General features: G+C 73.1%; 8 protein-coding genes and 4 pseudogenes. 1 reads left to right on the top strand and 11 read right to left on the bottom strand.

From position 1 onward, the window contains the following. Positions 1–55 precede the first annotated feature (55 nt). The 9 genes and pseudogenes from QQK45_RS22865 to QQK45_RS03460 all read right to left on the bottom strand — a co-directional run. Positions 56–1,425: pseudogene (locus tag QQK45_RS22865) on the bottom strand (MGH1-like glycoside hydrolase domain-containing protein); the annotation flags it as partial. A 100-nt stretch (positions 1,426–1,525) separates the two neighbouring features. Next, positions 1,526–2,545, bottom strand: coding sequence for an ABC transporter permease (locus QQK45_RS03430; RefSeq protein ID WP_284292065.1), 1,020 nt, complete (start codon positions 2,543–2,545; stop codon positions 1,526–1,528). Continuing rightward, positions 2,542–3,513 (bottom strand): ABC transporter permease, encoded by a 972-nt coding sequence (locus tag QQK45_RS03435; protein ID WP_284292066.1) that lies wholly within the window; start codon positions 3,511–3,513, stop codon positions 2,542–2,544. The genes QQK45_RS03430 and QQK45_RS03435 overlap by 4 nt, the downstream gene beginning before the upstream one ends. Further along, positions 3,506–4,984, bottom strand: a complete 1,479-nt coding sequence (locus tag QQK45_RS03440) for a sugar ABC transporter ATP-binding protein (RefSeq protein ID WP_284292067.1) — start codon at positions 4,982–4,984, stop codon at positions 3,506–3,508. The genes QQK45_RS03435 and QQK45_RS03440 overlap by 8 nt, the downstream gene beginning before the upstream one ends. 297 nt (positions 4,985–5,281) lie before the next feature. Then, positions 5,282–6,385, bottom strand: a complete 1,104-nt coding sequence (locus tag QQK45_RS03445) for an ABC transporter substrate-binding protein (RefSeq protein ID WP_284292068.1) — start codon at positions 6,383–6,385, stop codon at positions 5,282–5,284. 146 nt (positions 6,386–6,531) lie between these two features. After that, positions 6,532–7,089, bottom strand: a complete 558-nt coding sequence (locus QQK45_RS03450) for a DeoR/GlpR family DNA-binding transcription regulator (RefSeq protein WP_284292069.1) — start codon at positions 7,087–7,089, stop codon at positions 6,532–6,534. A 96-nt stretch (positions 7,090–7,185) separates the two neighbouring features. Further along, a pseudogene (locus QQK45_RS22870) lies at positions 7,186–7,332 on the bottom strand (hypothetical protein); the annotation flags it as partial. 479 nt (positions 7,333–7,811) lie between these two features. After that, positions 7,812–10,163, bottom strand: a complete 2,352-nt coding sequence (locus QQK45_RS03455) for a lysylphosphatidylglycerol synthase transmembrane domain-containing protein (RefSeq protein ID WP_284292070.1) — start codon at positions 10,161–10,163, stop codon at positions 7,812–7,814. A gap of 164 nt (positions 10,164–10,327) precedes the next feature. After that, positions 10,328–11,068 carry a restriction system modified-DNA reader domain-containing protein gene (locus tag QQK45_RS03460; RefSeq protein WP_284292071.1) on the bottom strand — a complete coding sequence of 247 codons (741 nt, stop codon included), beginning with the start codon at positions 11,066–11,068 and terminating at the stop codon, positions 10,328–10,330. A 422-nt stretch (positions 11,069–11,490) separates the two neighbouring features. Between QQK45_RS03460 and QQK45_RS03465 the strand changes: the two genes are divergently transcribed. Beyond that, entirely contained in the window at positions 11,491–12,114 is a 624-nt protein-coding gene (locus tag QQK45_RS03465; protein ID WP_284292072.1) for a hypothetical protein, read from the top strand. 34 nt (positions 12,115–12,148) lie between these two features. Here QQK45_RS03465 and QQK45_RS03470 read toward each other — a convergent pair. Together QQK45_RS03470 and QQK45_RS03475 are read right to left on the bottom strand one after the other, a co-directional pair. Then, positions 12,149–12,456, bottom strand: a pseudogene (locus QQK45_RS03470) (thiamine-binding protein). Between the two features lie 70 nt (positions 12,457–12,526). Further along, positions 12,527–15,414 (bottom strand): annotated as a pseudogene (locus QQK45_RS03475) (FAD-binding and (Fe-S)-binding domain-containing protein). Positions 15,415–15,437 lie beyond the last annotated feature (23 nt).

Genomic DNA, 15,437 nt, shown 5'->3' on the forward strand with positions numbered 1-15,437 from the left:
GGTTGTAGTCCTCGCTGTGGTTCGTGCCGTCGTAGATCCAGCGGTCCGCGTCGGGGTCGTGCGCCTCGGCGACGTACGGCTTCCCGTTCTTCGTCTGGGTCTTCGCGTAGGTCAGCAGAGACGCGGCGTAGTCGTCCTTCGTGATCGTCCTCTGCGCCGGGTAGTCGTCGAGCAGGTTCGCGAGGCCGGTGAGGGTCTGCGAGGTCGAGAACGGCCAGCTCGGGCCGTCCCAGCGACAGCAGCTCCCGGCGTCCTTCATGAACAGCGGGCTGCGGCGCTCGGCGGTCGTGGGTCCGAACGCGCTCGCGAAGCCCTGCGGGTCGAGGAGCTGGGCCCACGCCGTGGCGTCCTGCGGCTCGGCCGCGCCGAACATCCAGGGAACGTAGCCGATCTCCTCGCGCGTGCTCGAGAGGTGGTGGTCGGGGTTGTCGTCGCGCGGCATGGCGTAGTAGAAGTGCCGGCTCGGGTCCCACAGCCACTTCTGCATCGACGCCTGGATCGACGACGCGCGCTGGGCGTACTCGCGCGCCGTCGCCCGGTCGCCGAGCAAGCCCGCGATCGCGCTGATGGCGCGGGCGTCGCCGTACTGGTACGAGTTGAGGGTCGGCCGGTAGCCGGCGCCGCCGTGGTACGGGTCGGACGACTCGTACGACGACGCCGAGTACTCCATCGCGTCCCAGACGGGCACCGACCAGTAGAGGCCGAGCGTCTTGTCGTACTGGCCGTCCCAGCCGCGGTACTGCTTCACGAGCGCGGGCAGCAGGTCCTCAGCCCGTCGACGTCGCCGGTCACCTGCGCCTGCTCGTAGGCGGCGGTCGCGAGCCAGACGCTGTACTCGTGTGCCCAGTCCGTCGTGTCCTTGTTGACGTCGTCGGTCGCGGGCTTCGCGCCCGCGCCCGGCCCGGTGAGCCAGAACCGGAGGTAGTCGTCCGCGTAGCTCGTGTCGCGCAGCCACCGGTTCTCGGTGAGCTGGTGCCCCGCCGCCGCGTTGATCGCCTGGTACGGGGCCGCGTAGCCGCAGCAGTCGAGGAACTCGGTCGAGATCCAGCCGTTCTCCGGGTCCGTGTAGCGCAGGTGCTCCTTGGCGACCTGCCAGCGGTAGTAGTAGACGTCCTGGATCGTCTGGTCCGGCAGGTCGACGAACGGGATGTTCGCCTCGTACCACTCCGGCTCGTCGAAGCCCTGGAGGTACGACGCGTCGTCGAGCACGTGCGTGCCCGCCCCGACGGACGGGTAGGCGGAGGCCGGGGCGGACGCGCCGCCGTGCGGTGCGCCGTCGGGCGGTGTGCCCGGCCGGGCGTGGGCGTTCGCGCCCGCCGCTCCGACGAGCGAGAGACCGGCCACGAGCGCGAGCACGCCGGCGGTTGCGACGGCGCGGCGCCAGCGCGCACGAGGCCGTGGGTCACGGGAGTGGTGCGTGATCATCGTCAACCTCCACGACAGCGTTGTCAGATTGGTGGGACGAGCAGGGCTGATGCCCCTGCTCGGCCGGCGGGCGCCGAGGCACCCGCCGGCCGAGCCGCGGTCAGGGAAGACGCCTCACGCGGGTGAGCGTCGTCTGGATCAGCACGACGACCGCGAGGAACAGGCCGTTGGCGAGGTCGGACGCGGACGAGCCGTACTGCGACAGGTGCACCCCGATGAGGTTCTGGATCACGGCGAGGAGCAGCACGCCCGCGGCGGTGCCGAGGATGGACCCCGCGCCGCCGGTGAGCAGCGTCCCGCCGATGATCACGGCCGCGATCGCCGTCAGCTCGTACCCGACGCCGATGTTCGTGACGCCGGACTGCAGACGCGACGCATTGAGCATCCCGGCCGCACCCGCGATCGTCGCGGACAGCACGTAGACGAGCACCTTGGTACGCGCCACGGGCAGGCCCATGAGGAGCGCCGCGTTCTCGCTGCCGCCGATCGCGAACAGCGCCTGGCCGAACCGGGTCCGCATGAGCAGGATCCCACCGAGGACGAACAGGATCACCGCGGTGAGGATCGGGCGCCACGTGCCGTCCCCGAGCCACAGGAACGCCGAGCCCTTGGGGACCAGGTACGTGTCGGTGCCCTCGGCCGAGATCGCCTGCAGGAGCCCGCGGGCGAACAGCATGCCCGCGAGCGTCACGATGAACGGCGCGAGCCGGGCCTTGGCGATGAGCGTGCCCTGCAGCAGCCCGAACAAGGCCGCCACGACGAGCGGCAGGAGGATCGCGACGAGGACGCCGCCGTGCCCCGCGCCCCAGGCCGCGAGCACGCCGCCCAGCGCGAACATCGAGCCGACCGACAGGTCGATCCCGCCGGTGAGGATGACGAACGTCATCCCGAGCGCCAGGAGCGAGGTGTACGCGTTGCCGACGAGGATCGACTGGAAGTTCCCCCAGTCGGCGAACCCGTCGGAGAACGCGCACGCCGCCACGAACACGATCACCAGGGAGACGAGGCCGCCCTGCTGCTGCGCGATCCCGGTGATCCGCTCGAGCCGGGTCTCGCCGGTGACGTCGACGTTGACCGCGGGGTCCGGGCCCGCCGCGCTGGTCGGGCTGAGTGTGCTCATCGTCCGCTCCGTCCCCGCGCCGCGTACACGGCCCCGATGATGATGACGGCCTCGACCATCTGGCTGTAGGAGTTCTTCACGTTGTTCTGGATCAGGGTCGCGGCCACGAGCTGCATGAAGACGGCGCCCGCGACGGTGCCGAGCACCTTGATCCGTCCGCCCGTGAGCGGCGTGCCGCCCACGACGACGGCCGTGATGGCGCTGAGCTCGTAGTTCAGGCCGTAGTTGGACGGGTCCGCGTAGCCGCCGTGCCCCACGAGGAAGACGCCCGCGATCGCCGCGAGCAGGCCCGAGATGATGTAGACGGCCACGAGGACGCGCTTGACGGGAAGCCCGGCGAGAGCGCTCGCTGCCCGGTTGTCGCCGATCGCCGTGAGCCGCCGGCCGAACGCGGTGCGGCGCACCACGAAGGCCACGACGAGCACGATGACGACGGCGATCCACACCTCCTGGGGGATCCCGAACCAGCTGTCGAGGCCGAGCGCGCCGATCGTCTCGTCGGTCACGGACTTCGCGCTCGCGCCGTTCAGGATGACCGCGAACCCGCGGACACCGATCATGAGTGCGAGGGTCGCGATGATCGGCTGGACGTTCGCGACCGCGACCATGAGGCCCGCGAGCAGTCCCGAGACGCACCCGGCGACCAGCGCGATGACGATCGACAGCCACGGCCCGTACCCCAGGTACAGCGGGATCACGGCCGACGACAGCGCGATCACGGCACCCACCGAGAGGTCGATGCCCTCGGTCGTGATGACGAGCGCCATGCCGAGCGCCACGATCAGGACCGGGACCACCTGGAAGGCCTGGACCCGGAAGTTGTCCATCGAGAAGAACGACGGCTTGATCGCGGTGTTGATCGCGATCAGCACGGCGATCGCGGCGTACACGCCGTAGTCCTGCAACCAGGTGACCACCCGGTTGCGGTCGAGCACGGCCGGCGTCGGCCGGACGGCGACGTCAGTCATGCCTCTCCTCCTCGGTGGTGTCCGGCTCAGGTGCGCCCGGCGCACCGAGGTCCGGCTCGGGCGGGGCCTCGGCCAGGGTCGTCATGAGCGTGTCCTGGCTGACGTCGTCGCCCGTGAGCTCGCCGACCACGCGGCCGTCCTTGAGCACGACGACGCGGTCGGAGCCCTCGATGAGCTCGTCCAGCTCGGACGAGATGAGGAGCACGCCGAGGCCCTGCTCGGCGAGCTCGTTGATGACGCCCTGGACCTCGGCCTTGGCGCCGACGTCGATGCCGCGCGTCGGCTCGTCGAGGAGCAGCGCCTTCGGGTCGAGGCACAGGCATCGGGCCAGCAGGACCTTCTGCTGGTTCCCGCCCGAGAGCTCCGACACCCGCTGGTCCGGGCTCGACGCCTTGATGCGCAGTCGCTTCATGAAGTAGTCGACGATCTCGTCCTGCTTGGCCCGGTCGACCAGGCCGGCGCGCGTGATCCGCGGGAGCGCCGCGAGCACGATGTTCTCCCGCACCGACAGGCTCGGCACGATCCCCTCGGCCTTGCGGTCCTCGGGGAGCATGACGACGCCGGCCCGGATCGAGGCGGCGACCGTGCGCCGGGTGGTGGTCCCGCCGACCTCGACGGACCCGCCGTCGAGCGGGAGGGCACCCATGATGGCCTTCGCGGTCTCGCTGCGACCCGAGCCGAGCAGACCCCCGAGGCCCACGACCTCGCCGGGCCGGATCTCGACGGACACCCCGTCAAGCTGGTGACGCCGCTGCAGGTTCCGCGCGGCCACGACGGGCGCGCCCTTGACCTGGTGCTCGGCGTCCGCGAAGCCGGTCGCGCCGTGCGTGCGCACGTCGCCGATCTCGCGGCCGAGCATGAGCGAGACCAGGGTGATGCGGTCCACGGCGGACATGTCGTCGACACGGACAACGGCGCCGTCCCGCATCACCGTGACGCGGTCGCAGACCTGGTACAGCTCGTCGAGCCGGTGGCTCACGTAGACGATCGCGATGCCCTGGTCGCGCAGGCGGCGGATGACGCCGAACAGCGTCTCGACCTCGCGCGCCTCGAGCGACGACGTGGGTTCGTCCATGATCACGACGCGCGCGTCGATCTGCACGGCCCGCGCGATCGCAACCATCTGCTGCGCGCCGAGCCCGAGCGAGCGCAGCGGGCGCGCCGGGTTCACGTGCACGCCGTAGTCGCGCAGGATGTCGCGGGCCTCGCGCTTCATGCGCGTCGAGTCGATGAGCCCGTACCTGCGCGGCTCGCGCCCGAGGAACAGGTTCCGCGCGACGCTCATCATCGGGACGAGGTTGACCTCCTGGTAGATCGTGGAGATCCCCGCCTCCTGCGCGGCGAGCGGGCTCGCGAACGCGACCTCCTCGCCGCGGAGCCGGACCTCGCCCTCGTCGGGCTCGTAGACCCCGGTCATCACCTTGATCAGGGTCGACTTCCCGGCGCCGTTCTCGCCGATGAGCGCGTGCACCTCCCCGGGCGCACCGCGAAGTCGACGCCGCGCAGGGCGTGCACGCCCGTGAACGACTTGTGCAGCCCCGTGACCTCGAGCACGGGAGCTGGGGCGGCCGTGCCGCCTGGCGGCGCGGCGGTCGGCTCTGCGGCCACCGGCTGTGCGCCCTGTGGTTGGACCATCGGTGAGGCCTTTCTCAGCATCGCGGGTACGTCGTCGTACACGGAAGAGGGTGCCTGTCTCTGCGGGCCGGCCGCACGGGTCCCGTGGTCCCGGGAACCCGTGCGGCCGGCCGCACCCTCGTCGGCGCGTCCGTCAGTAGACGTCGCCGTTGTCGAGCGCTTCCTGGGCGTTGTCCTTCGTGAAGTGGTGGTCGGCGATGATGATGTTCGTCGGCGTGCCCTTGTCCGAGTAGAAGTCGGTGAGCGCCTGGAAGGCCAGCGGGCCGAACCGCGGGTTGGTCTCGACGTCGGAGAACATGACACCGGCGGCGACGTCCTTGACGGCGTCCTCGGTGCCGTCGATGCCGATCACCTGGATGTCCTTGCCGGGGGTCTTGCCCGCGGCCTTGATCGCCTGGATGGCGCCGAGGGCCATGGTGTCGTTCTCGGCGTAGACGCCCTTGATGTCCGGGTTGGACTGGAGGATCTGCTCCATGACCTTCTGGCCGGTCGCCTGGTCGAAGTTCGCGGTCTGCGAGGCGACGACCTTGAGGTTCGGCGACGACGCCGCGATCTCCTTCGTGAAGCCGTCCGTGCGCGCCTCGGCGACGTTGTTGCCGGAGGTGCCCTGGAGGATCGCGATGTTCCCGCCGTCGGGCAGGGCCTTGGCCATGTCCTGCGCGGCGATCTTCGCCTGGCCGGCAAAGTCAGAGCCGATGAAGCCGATGAAGTCGCTGCAGGCCGAGCCGTTGACCGTGCGGTCGATGGTGAGGATCGGAATCTTCTTGGCCTTCGCCTGGGCGAACGCCGGCGCGAGGCCGTCCGAGTTCTCCGGGGCGACGATGAGGACCTTGGCACCCTGGGCGATCATGTCCTGGATGTCCGTGTTTTGCTGCTGGACGTTCGCGTTCGCGTTGCGCTGGATCAGCTTGATCCCCTGCGCCTTGGCCTCGTCGGTGATCGACTGGGTCTCGGTCGCGCGGAACGGGTTGCTCGTGGACTCCGACTGCGAGAAGCCGACCGTGACGTTCTTGAGGTCGATCTTGTCCGCGCCGTAGGTGGTGTACGTGCAGCTGTCGCCGGAAGAACCGGTCGACTGGACCTGCTGGGCGGCGGCACTGTTGCCGGCGGCCCCGCCGGTGGGCGAGCTCCCGCCGCTGTCATCCGCGCTCTTGGAGCAACCCGTGAGCGCGAGGGCGAGCGCCGTGCCGGCGACCACGACGACGGACGCGGTCCGCCGCTTGGAGGTGAGAGCCATCATGTCTCCTTTGATCTCGATGGTTCGCGCGACTTCGCGCAAGTTGGGTGATGCGACCTCCATATTGAACACCAAACGATCAGAAGGTGGCAAGGATCGATCGTCAACGCGTCAGGTTCGTGACCAAACCGTGATCGCTCTGGCAGCTACGCCGACGCGTCGACGGGTGCGACGTGCACGGAGACGCCCAGCGGACGGAGCTGTGCCAGCAGGTCCGGGTCGGCGTGCTCGTCCGTCACGAGGTGCGTGATCGCCTCGACCGGGACGGTCTGCATCATCGTGTCGACCCCGAGCTTGGTGTGGTCGGCGAGCACGACGACCTCCTGGGCGGCGCCCACGATCGCGCGGTCGATGCTCGCGGACTGGGCGTTCGGCGTCGAGAGCCCGCGCGAGACCGTGAAGCCGTTGCCCGACAGGAACGCGCGGCGGACCCGGATGCCCTGCAACGAGGACTCCGCGGCGCTGCCCACCAGCGCGAACGTCGAACCGCGCAGCGTGCCGCCCGTCATCACGACCTCGACCGACGAGCGAGCCAGCTCCTCCGCCACGAGCACCGAGTTCGTCACGACCGTGAGGTCCTGGAACTTCGCCAGCAGGCGTGCAAGCTCGCGCGTCGTGGTGCCGGCCCCCAGCACGACGGCGTCTCCCTCGGACACCAGGTCCGCCGCGACCGCCGCGATCGCCGCCTTCTCAGCTGCAGCCACCTGACTCTTCTGCTGGTACGTCTGCTCGTGCGTGAGACCACCGGGCCAGGCCGCTCCACCCCGCCGGCGATCGATCACGCCCTCCTGCTCCAGGATCCGCACATCCCGCCGGATCGTGACCTCGGACGCGTCGACGGCCGACGCGAGCTCACGCAGGAAGCGAGCCCACGGCTTCGCACCTGCTCGACGATCGCCTGCCGACGTTCGAATGCGTGCACGACCAGCTCTCCGTTCCCTCAGCAGCGACGCTCCATCGCCTCGTCGCGACCACCGTACGCGATCTTGATCGGTTAGCGATCATGTGAGCACGAACGTGACCGAATCGTGCTCACAGAGTGCCCAGATCCTCCGGACCCCGGTCAGTGGGCGCGGGACCCGCCCGCGCGCCCGTGCCGAGCACGGACTGACGCACCGACTCGGTGTCGAACGCATGCGCAACGCCGCGCTCGGCGACGCGCGAGGTGTGCGGGGCCGTGCTCCGCGACGCGAGAGGCCACGATCGGCGACCTCGGGGGCGGGGAAGGTGAGCCGGACCGACGGAGCCGGAGGCCGCGAGGGTGGGACGACGGCCGAGCGGGTGGGTACGGGGAGGTGGTGAAGGGCGTCAAGGAGTGCGCACGGCTCCCAGGGCCGAAGCACGACAGCCCGAACCACCTCGCCGCACCCGCCCGCGAACCCGCCCACGGCCCCCGCGAACCCGACCACGGACCTCGCGAACCCGATCAGACGTACCGCCGCCGCTGCAACCACCGCAGCACAAACCACCCCGCGAGCACCGGCAGCCAGCAGGTGAGGAACCGGTAGAAGAACGCGGTGGGCACGGCGACCTCGGACGGCACGCCGAACGCGGCGAGCCCGCCGATGAGGGCCGCCTCGACGGCGCCGACGCCGCCCGGCGTGGGCGCGGCGGTCGCGAGCGTCGCGCCGACCATGGTCACGAACGCCGCCGCCACGAACTTGTTGCCGCCTCCGAACGCCAGGAGGCACGCCCAGAGCGCCGCGGCGGACGCGAGCGTCACGCCGCACGACCCGACGACGGCGAGCGCGAGCCGTCCGGGCCGACGGGCGAGAGACCCGAGCTCGACGACGACCTCCCGGAGGCGCATCCGTGCCTGGGTGAGGACGGTGCGGCGCAGGCGCGGCACCGCGAGCACGACCCCGACGACCGCGAGCAGCAGCGCGATGACGAGGAGCACGAGGGACTTGCCGGGGACGAGGTGCGAGAGGTCGAGCGTCTGCCCGGCGACGACGGCAAGGATCGCGAGCAGCCCGACGTGTGTGACGACCTGCACGACGCTCTGCAGCGCGATGACGCCGGACGCCGCCGCGATGGGAAGGCCGCCGGTCTGCGTGAGGTACCGCGCGTTGAGGGCGAGGGATCCGACGCTCGCGGGGGTCGAGGTCCCGACGAACGACGTCGCGACCTGGACGGCGACCGTCCGGCCGAGCGGGAGCTGCGCCGTCGTGCAGGAGCGCAGGGACAGCGCGGCCGCCACCGGGCCGAACGCGGCGATGACGAGCGCGACGGCCGCCCACACGGGGTTAGCGGTCCGGACGGCCTCGATCGTGCGCGGGAGCTGCCCGACGAGCGGCAGCGCCACGTACGTGAGCCCGACGAGCAGGACGAGCTGGACGAGCTGGCGGCGGCTGAAGCGCGAGAGCTGGTACGTCTGCACGGCCTGGACGTCGCACTGCCGTTCGACCTCGAGGCGGACGTCCTCGATGAGTGCGTCGCGCGCGTGCTTCGGGCCGCGGGCCTCGCGCGGCACGACGACGGGTCCGAGCCCCTGTGCGCCGCGCACCACGAGGTCGGGGCCCAGCCGCGCGACGGCGGTCCGCACCGCGGCCTCGGCGCCCGCGACGAGCGCCGCGGTGTACAGGCCCTGGGCGAGGTCGAGGTCGAGCTGGGCGTCGGGCGCGGCAATCTGGCCGGACCGGAAGTCGGTGAGGACGAGCCGGCCGTCGTCGCGCACGGCGAGCGCGGCGGGACGCACAGCGCGGTGGGCCACCCGCGCCCGGCGCAGCGTCGCGATGTCGTCCCAGAGCTGGTCGAGCAGCTCCTCCGCGCTCGGGGTGGGCACGATCGCGTCCACACCGTCCGGGGTCGCCGCTGCGGCCGGTGCCGCCTTGCGCCGCCGACGTCGCGCCGTCGCGTCCGGGAACAGTGCGGTGAGCGGCGTGCCGACGGGCTCGGTGGTGCCGAGCATCATCCAGCTCGCGGTCGGCTGGCCCACCAGCATCCGTCCGGGCGTGACGACGCCGGCCCGCTCGGCGGCGAGCGCGACGAGGGCCTCGTGCTCGACGGCGCGGCGCAGCGACGAGAACGGCACCGTGTCGCCCGGCCGGCGGAGCGTGACGAGGCGTCGGAGGCGGGCCAGCGCGTCGGCGGTGCGGTCGTCGTCGCTGAGCACCTCGAGGCGGAGCCGGTGCGCGGTCCCCGTGCCGCTCCACTCGTCCTTGGCGAGCTCGACGTGCGCGACGAACGGACCGCGCGCCGGCGGGTCGAGCCGCACGGCCTCGACCTCGAGCCCGCGGCTGGTGAGCTCGTCGAGGACCGCATCGAGCGGCAGCAGGCACGACGGCGAGCGCACGGCCAGCAGCACCACCGCACCGACGAGGTTGCCGAGCCCGAGCGTGACCAGCAGGGACGCGAGCTCGGTGCCGCCCGCGATGAGCAGGACCGGGACGTAGAGCACGAGCAGGGTCGGGCAGGCCCACCGCCACCGGCGCGGGAGCCACGGCCGCGCCACCGTCAGCGCGCCGGCCGCGGCGGCGACGAGGCGAGGGTCGAGCGCGATCCCGACCGCGGTCCGGGCCGCCGTCTCGTCGACGACCACGAGCCCCGCGACCACGCCGACCGCCGCGACGCCCGCCGCGAGGACCGCGGCGACGGCCGCGCTCCAGGCCCCGACCCAGCGTCGTCGGACGAGGACACCGACGAGCAGGACCGCTACGGAAATGCCCGCGATCCCCGCAAACGTCGCACGGACGGCATCGAGCAGGGGCGCGGGCATCCGGCCGAGGAGCTCGGACAGGTCGGCGACGGACAGCTCCCACGTGGTCCGCCCCAGCACGCGGATCGCGATCGCCGCCGCCAGCCAGAAGCACGCCGCGACGATGCGGGTCTGGTCGTGCGTGCGGTAGCGGCGGGGGCGCAGGAGCGTGCCCTCGACCTCCGGCGCGGGCGCGCGTCGGTCCGGGACGGTCGTCGGGGAGGTCGAGATCGGTGCTCCGAGGCTCAGGCGAACTGCTCGCGGAACAGGTCGGTCAGCGAGGGCCCGGCGTCACCGAGCCGCCACACGTCCCAGCCGTCCTCGCGGCGCGACCCGACCGCGGCCGTCGCGGCGGCGTCGGGGTTGCGGTAGCGGCCCGTCCCGGGGAGCTCGATCTGCCCCTCGGGATGCAGGATCGCCTCGAAGCGCTCGCCGCGCCGGGGCCGCGCCCACACGAGGTGCGTCGGCGCGGCAAGGTGCTGCGCGAGCATGAACAGGTCGGGGTCGTCGTCGGCGGGGTCGCCGTGCAGCGGGAGCTGCGGCGACGGCACCGGGAGCGGCGACGACACCGGGCCGGAGAGCGTGAGCGGCGGCGAGAGGCGGTGCACAGACGCGTCGAGAGGAGCGGTCGCGTGCTCGGTCGGGTGCGCCGGGCGCGCCTCGGACAGGGGCACGACGCCGGCGCCACGCGCGGGTGCCGGGGTCGGCGCCGGTCCGGTGAGCGGGTCGGAGCCGTGCTCCGCGGCACGACGGCGCTCGGCCCGCGAGCGCCGGGACGGCAGCGGTGCCGCCGACTCCTCCGCGCGTGGCGCGAACGAGGCGTTCGACGACGACGGCGGGGCGGGCACGGCGGGGCTCGTGGGCGCGGGCAGCGAGAGCGACGACAGCTCGGCCGGGTCCTGCTGTGCGGCGGCTCGGACGGCCGACCGGCTCCGGGGCGGGTCGTCCTCGACGGGCGGGCGGGACAGCACGGGCGGCGGGGGCACCGGCGCGGACGCCGCGGCGGCGCGCGACGCGGCCCGGGTCGAGACGCGCGTGGGCCCGGGCCCCGTGGCTGCCGTGGGCCCGGAGCTCGGTGCGGGCGCGGGCTCGTTGGTGGCCGCGGACGCCGCGGGGCGACCTGCTCGGTCGTCGAGAACGACCGGCGGTTGGGCAGTCCGTACCGGTCGGACAGCGCGGAACGCTCGGGCAGCGCCGAGACGCGTTCCGGGGCGCTCGCGGGGGCGAGCGCGTCGTCGGCCGGGGCGGGCACGGCGGCACCCGTGGTCGCCGTCGTCCCGTTGACGGCCGTGGGCGAGACCACCGGACGGCGCAGGGCGGGGCGGATCGTGGTCGCGTCGGCGAGGTCGTCGTCGGGCACGGCGTCCGGGCGGGCCGCGGCGGCGCGCGACGGGGCGTCCGCGCCCTCGTGGCGGCGCGCGCCGTGCAGCGGCTCGACCTCGACGAGGCGGCGCCCGTCGGGTCCCGTGACGACGCCCAGCCGGAGCGCGGTGACGGCCCGGTTGGTGACGCGAAGGAAGTCGAGCGCGTCGGTGACCGCCGGGTCGACCTGGGCGCAGAGCAGGAGCAGGCGCGAGCCCTCGCGCTGCCCCCGGGTCCGCGCGATGGGCGACGTGCGGCGGAACTCGTCGTACGCGCGCTCGAAGGCGGGCAGCCCCTCGGGGAAGCGTTCCGCGACCTCGGCGAGGGTCAGCCGGCCGGCTCGGCCCGCGTGCGCGAGCGCGAGCGCGAGGGACGCGGCGTCGAGGCGCGCCACCATCTCGATGACGACGGGGTGCCCGGCCGCATCGAGCGCGAGCAGGTGCGGGGCGTCCTCCGGGCGCTGGCCCGGGGCTCGCCCGACGACGGGGAAGATCTGCTCGCCGAGCAGGCGCGAGACGTGGTCGTCGACGACGGGCTCGGCCGTCCGGATGAACGCGGTGTCGCCCGGGGCGAGGGGTTGCACGAGGGCGGAGCGGCGCGCGTCGACCTCGAACAACGGCATGACTCAGCTCCCACGTGCGGCGGACCGGCCTCGGATGATGTCCGATAGCGTAGCCGCTCGCGCTCGACGGTCGAGGGGCTGGTCAGTCCTCGTCGGCGAGGAGCCGCTCGACGCGCCGGACCTTGCCGTCGAGCTCGCCCACGTGACCGGGCCGGATGTCGGCCTTGAGCACGAGCGACACGCGCGGCGCGCCCTGGCCGGCGGCCTCCGTGGCGCGTCGGACGACGTCCATGACCTCGTCCCACTCCCCTCGATCTCGGTGAACATCGAGGTGGTGCGGTTCGGCAGTCCGGACTCCCGCACCACGCGGACGGCGGCCGCGACCGCCTCGGACACGGAGCCGTCCTCTCCCGCCGTGCCGGTCGGGGAGACGGAGAACGCGACGATCATGCGGCCATCGTGCCACGCACACCCGCCGCCCGACGCGGCACAGGCAGCCCGGACCGTCCGGCGCCGTGGCTCAGAGCCGCTCGGCGAGGAGCTGCGCGAGCGCCTTGCCCTGCACGTCGGCCAGGTCGGACGCCTGCGTGCGGCACGAGAACCCGTCGGCCAGGTAGACGCGCTCGCCGTCGTCGGACCCGCGCGACGGCAGGTCGCGCAGCGCGGGCAGCAGCGCGTTCTCCGCGACCGCGACGGACGTCTCGTAGTGGCCCTTCTCCATGCCCCAGTTGCCGGCGAGGCCGCAGCACCCGGCGAGCACCTGGATGTCGGCGCCACCCTCGCGCAGGAGCCGCTCGTCGGCCTGGAAACCCATCACCGAGTGCTGGTGGCAGTGCGGCTGGACGACGGCGGTCACGTCGGACAGGTCGGGGACCTTCCAGCCGGACGCGGCGTGGGGAGCGGTCGCCGGGTCGGTGAGCAGCTCGGCGAGCGTCCGGGTCGCGGCGGCGACGGCCTGGGCGCGCGGGTCGTAGGGGAACAGGTCGAGCAGGTCCGAGCGCAGCACGGCGGTGCACGACGGCTCGAGCCCGACGATCGGCAGCCCGTTGACCGCGAACGGCCCGAGCACCTGCAGGAGGTTCTCGAGTCGCTTCCGGGCGCCGTCGAGCTGGCCCGTGGTGATCCAGGTGAGGCCGCAGCACGCGTCCTGCCCCGGCACGACGACGTCGTACCCGGCGGCGTCGAGGACCTTCAGCGCCGCCTGCGGCACCTCGGGCGAGAGCCCGTCGCTGAACGAGTCCGCCCACAGGACGACGCGCGGGCGCTCGGGCGCGTCGGTGCGCGCGCCGCCGGACCGCGCGTCGGGCACGCGGCGCTCGGACGCGACCTCGACGGGCACGCCGTTCGTCGCTCCCCCACGGCGGTACCAGGTGCGGAAAGGGATCTCCGCGAACGGCAGCATCTGGCGGCGCGGGTCCATCCCGCCGGACCACAGCACGGCCTTGGCGATCGTCCGGTTCGACAGCACCTTGTTGACGAGCCGCGGCGCCACGTTGACCACGCGGAGCCAGCGCGGCAGCCAGCCGAGCACGTAGTGCGTGACCGGGCGGACCCGGTTCTTGTACGCGCGGTGCAGCACCTCGGACTTGTACTGCGCCATGTCGACCCCGGCCGGGCAGTCGGACGAGCACGCCTTGCACGAGAGGCACAGGTCGAGCGCGTCGTGCACCTCGGGCGCGCGCCAGCCGCCGGTGACGAGCGAGCCGTTGATCATCTCCTGCAGGACGCGCGCGCGACCGCGGGTGACGTCCTTCTCGTCCTTCGTCGCCAGGTACGACGGGCACATGAACCCACCCGACGCCGACGTGTCGGCCCGGCACTTGCCCACGCCGACGCAGCGGTGCACGGCCTGCGTGAAGTCGCCGTGGTCGTGCGGGAACGCGAAGCCGATGGGCTCGCGGTACGCCTTGGGCTTGGCGAGCACGGGCGCGGCCTGGGGGCGGCGGAGGTCGACGTCGAGCGGGTTGGGGCGGACGAGCACGCCGGGATTGAGCAGGTCGCGCGGGTCGAAGAGCCCTTGACGCCCTCGAACGCGGTGATCGCGCTCGGCGAGTACATGACGGGGAGCAGCTCGGACCGCGCGCGGCCGTCGCCGTGCTCGCCGGACAGCGAGCCGCCGTACTTCGCGACGAGCATCGCGGCGTCGGTCATGAACGTGCGGAGCACCGAGCCCGAGGTCTCGAGCGGGATGTCGAGGCGCAGGTGCACGCAGCCGTCGCCGAAGTGGCCGTAGGGCAGGCCGTCGACGCCGTACTGGGCCATGAGGGCCTCGAGGTCGCGCAGGTACGCACCGAGCTGCGCGGGCGGGACGGCCGAGTCCTCCCAGCCGGGCCACGCCTGCTCGCCCGCGGGGGTGCGCCCGGCGAGCCCGGCGCCGTCGGCGCGGATCTGCCACATGGCGGAGGCCTCGGGGCCGGCGGGAAGGATGCGGGTCGCGCTCGAGCCCGACGCGGCGACGATCTCGCGGGCCCGCGCCATCGCGAGGTCCGCGGTCTCGCCGCCGACCTCGACCATGAGCCAGCCACCGCCCGGGGGCAGCGCCGGGACCGTGTCGGCGCCCTTGGCCCGCCGCACGACGTCGACCAGCCGCGCGTCGAGGCCCTCGATCGCGAGCGGGTGGTGCTCGAGGAGCGCGGGGACGGCGTCGGCGGCCTCGGCCATGTCGGGGTAGCCGAGCACGACGAGCGTGGGTGCGCCCGCAACGGGCACGAGGTTCACGGTCGCGCCGAGGACCGTGACGAGCGTCCCCTCGGTCCCGACGAGCATCTTCGCGAGGTCCGAGCCGCGCTCGGGGAGCAGGTGCTCGAGCGAGTACCCCGAGACCTGGCGCCCGAAGCGCCCGAGCTCGGTGCGGATGAGCGCGAGGTTGGACCGGACGAGGTCGGCGAGGCCGGGGATCGCGCCGAAGGTCGCGTCGCCCGCCCCCGCGGTGAAGCGGTGCCCGCGGCCGTCGACGGCGTCGAGCTCGACGACGTTGTCCGCCGTCCGCCCGTACGCGACGGCGTGCGGGCCGCACGCGTTGTTGCCGATCATGCCGCCGAGGGTCGCGCGGTTCTGCGTCGACGGGTCGGGCCCGAAGCGCAGGCCGTGCGGCGCTGCGGCCTTCTGCAGCGTCGACATCACGACGCCCGGCTCGATCCGGGCCGTGCGCGCCTCGGGGTCGACGTCGAGGATCGCGTTCACGTGCCGGCTGAAGTCGATCACGATCCCGGGACCCACCGAGTTGCCCGCGCAGCTCGTCCCCGCGCCGCGCGACGTCACCGGGACGGCGTGCTCGCGCGCGACCTCGAGGACCGCCTGGGCCTCGTCGACGGACCGCGGCAGCACGACGACGTCGGGCACAACCCGGTAGTTCGAGGCGTCCGTCGAGTACTCGGCCCGGCGCAGCGACGAGGTGTCGACGACCAGTCCCCGGGGACTTTCTGCCGCTT

This window comes from Luteimicrobium album (assembly GCF_030161555.1).
Taxonomy (GTDB): domain Bacteria; phylum Actinomycetota; class Actinomycetes; order Actinomycetales; family Cellulomonadaceae; genus Luteimicrobium; species Luteimicrobium album.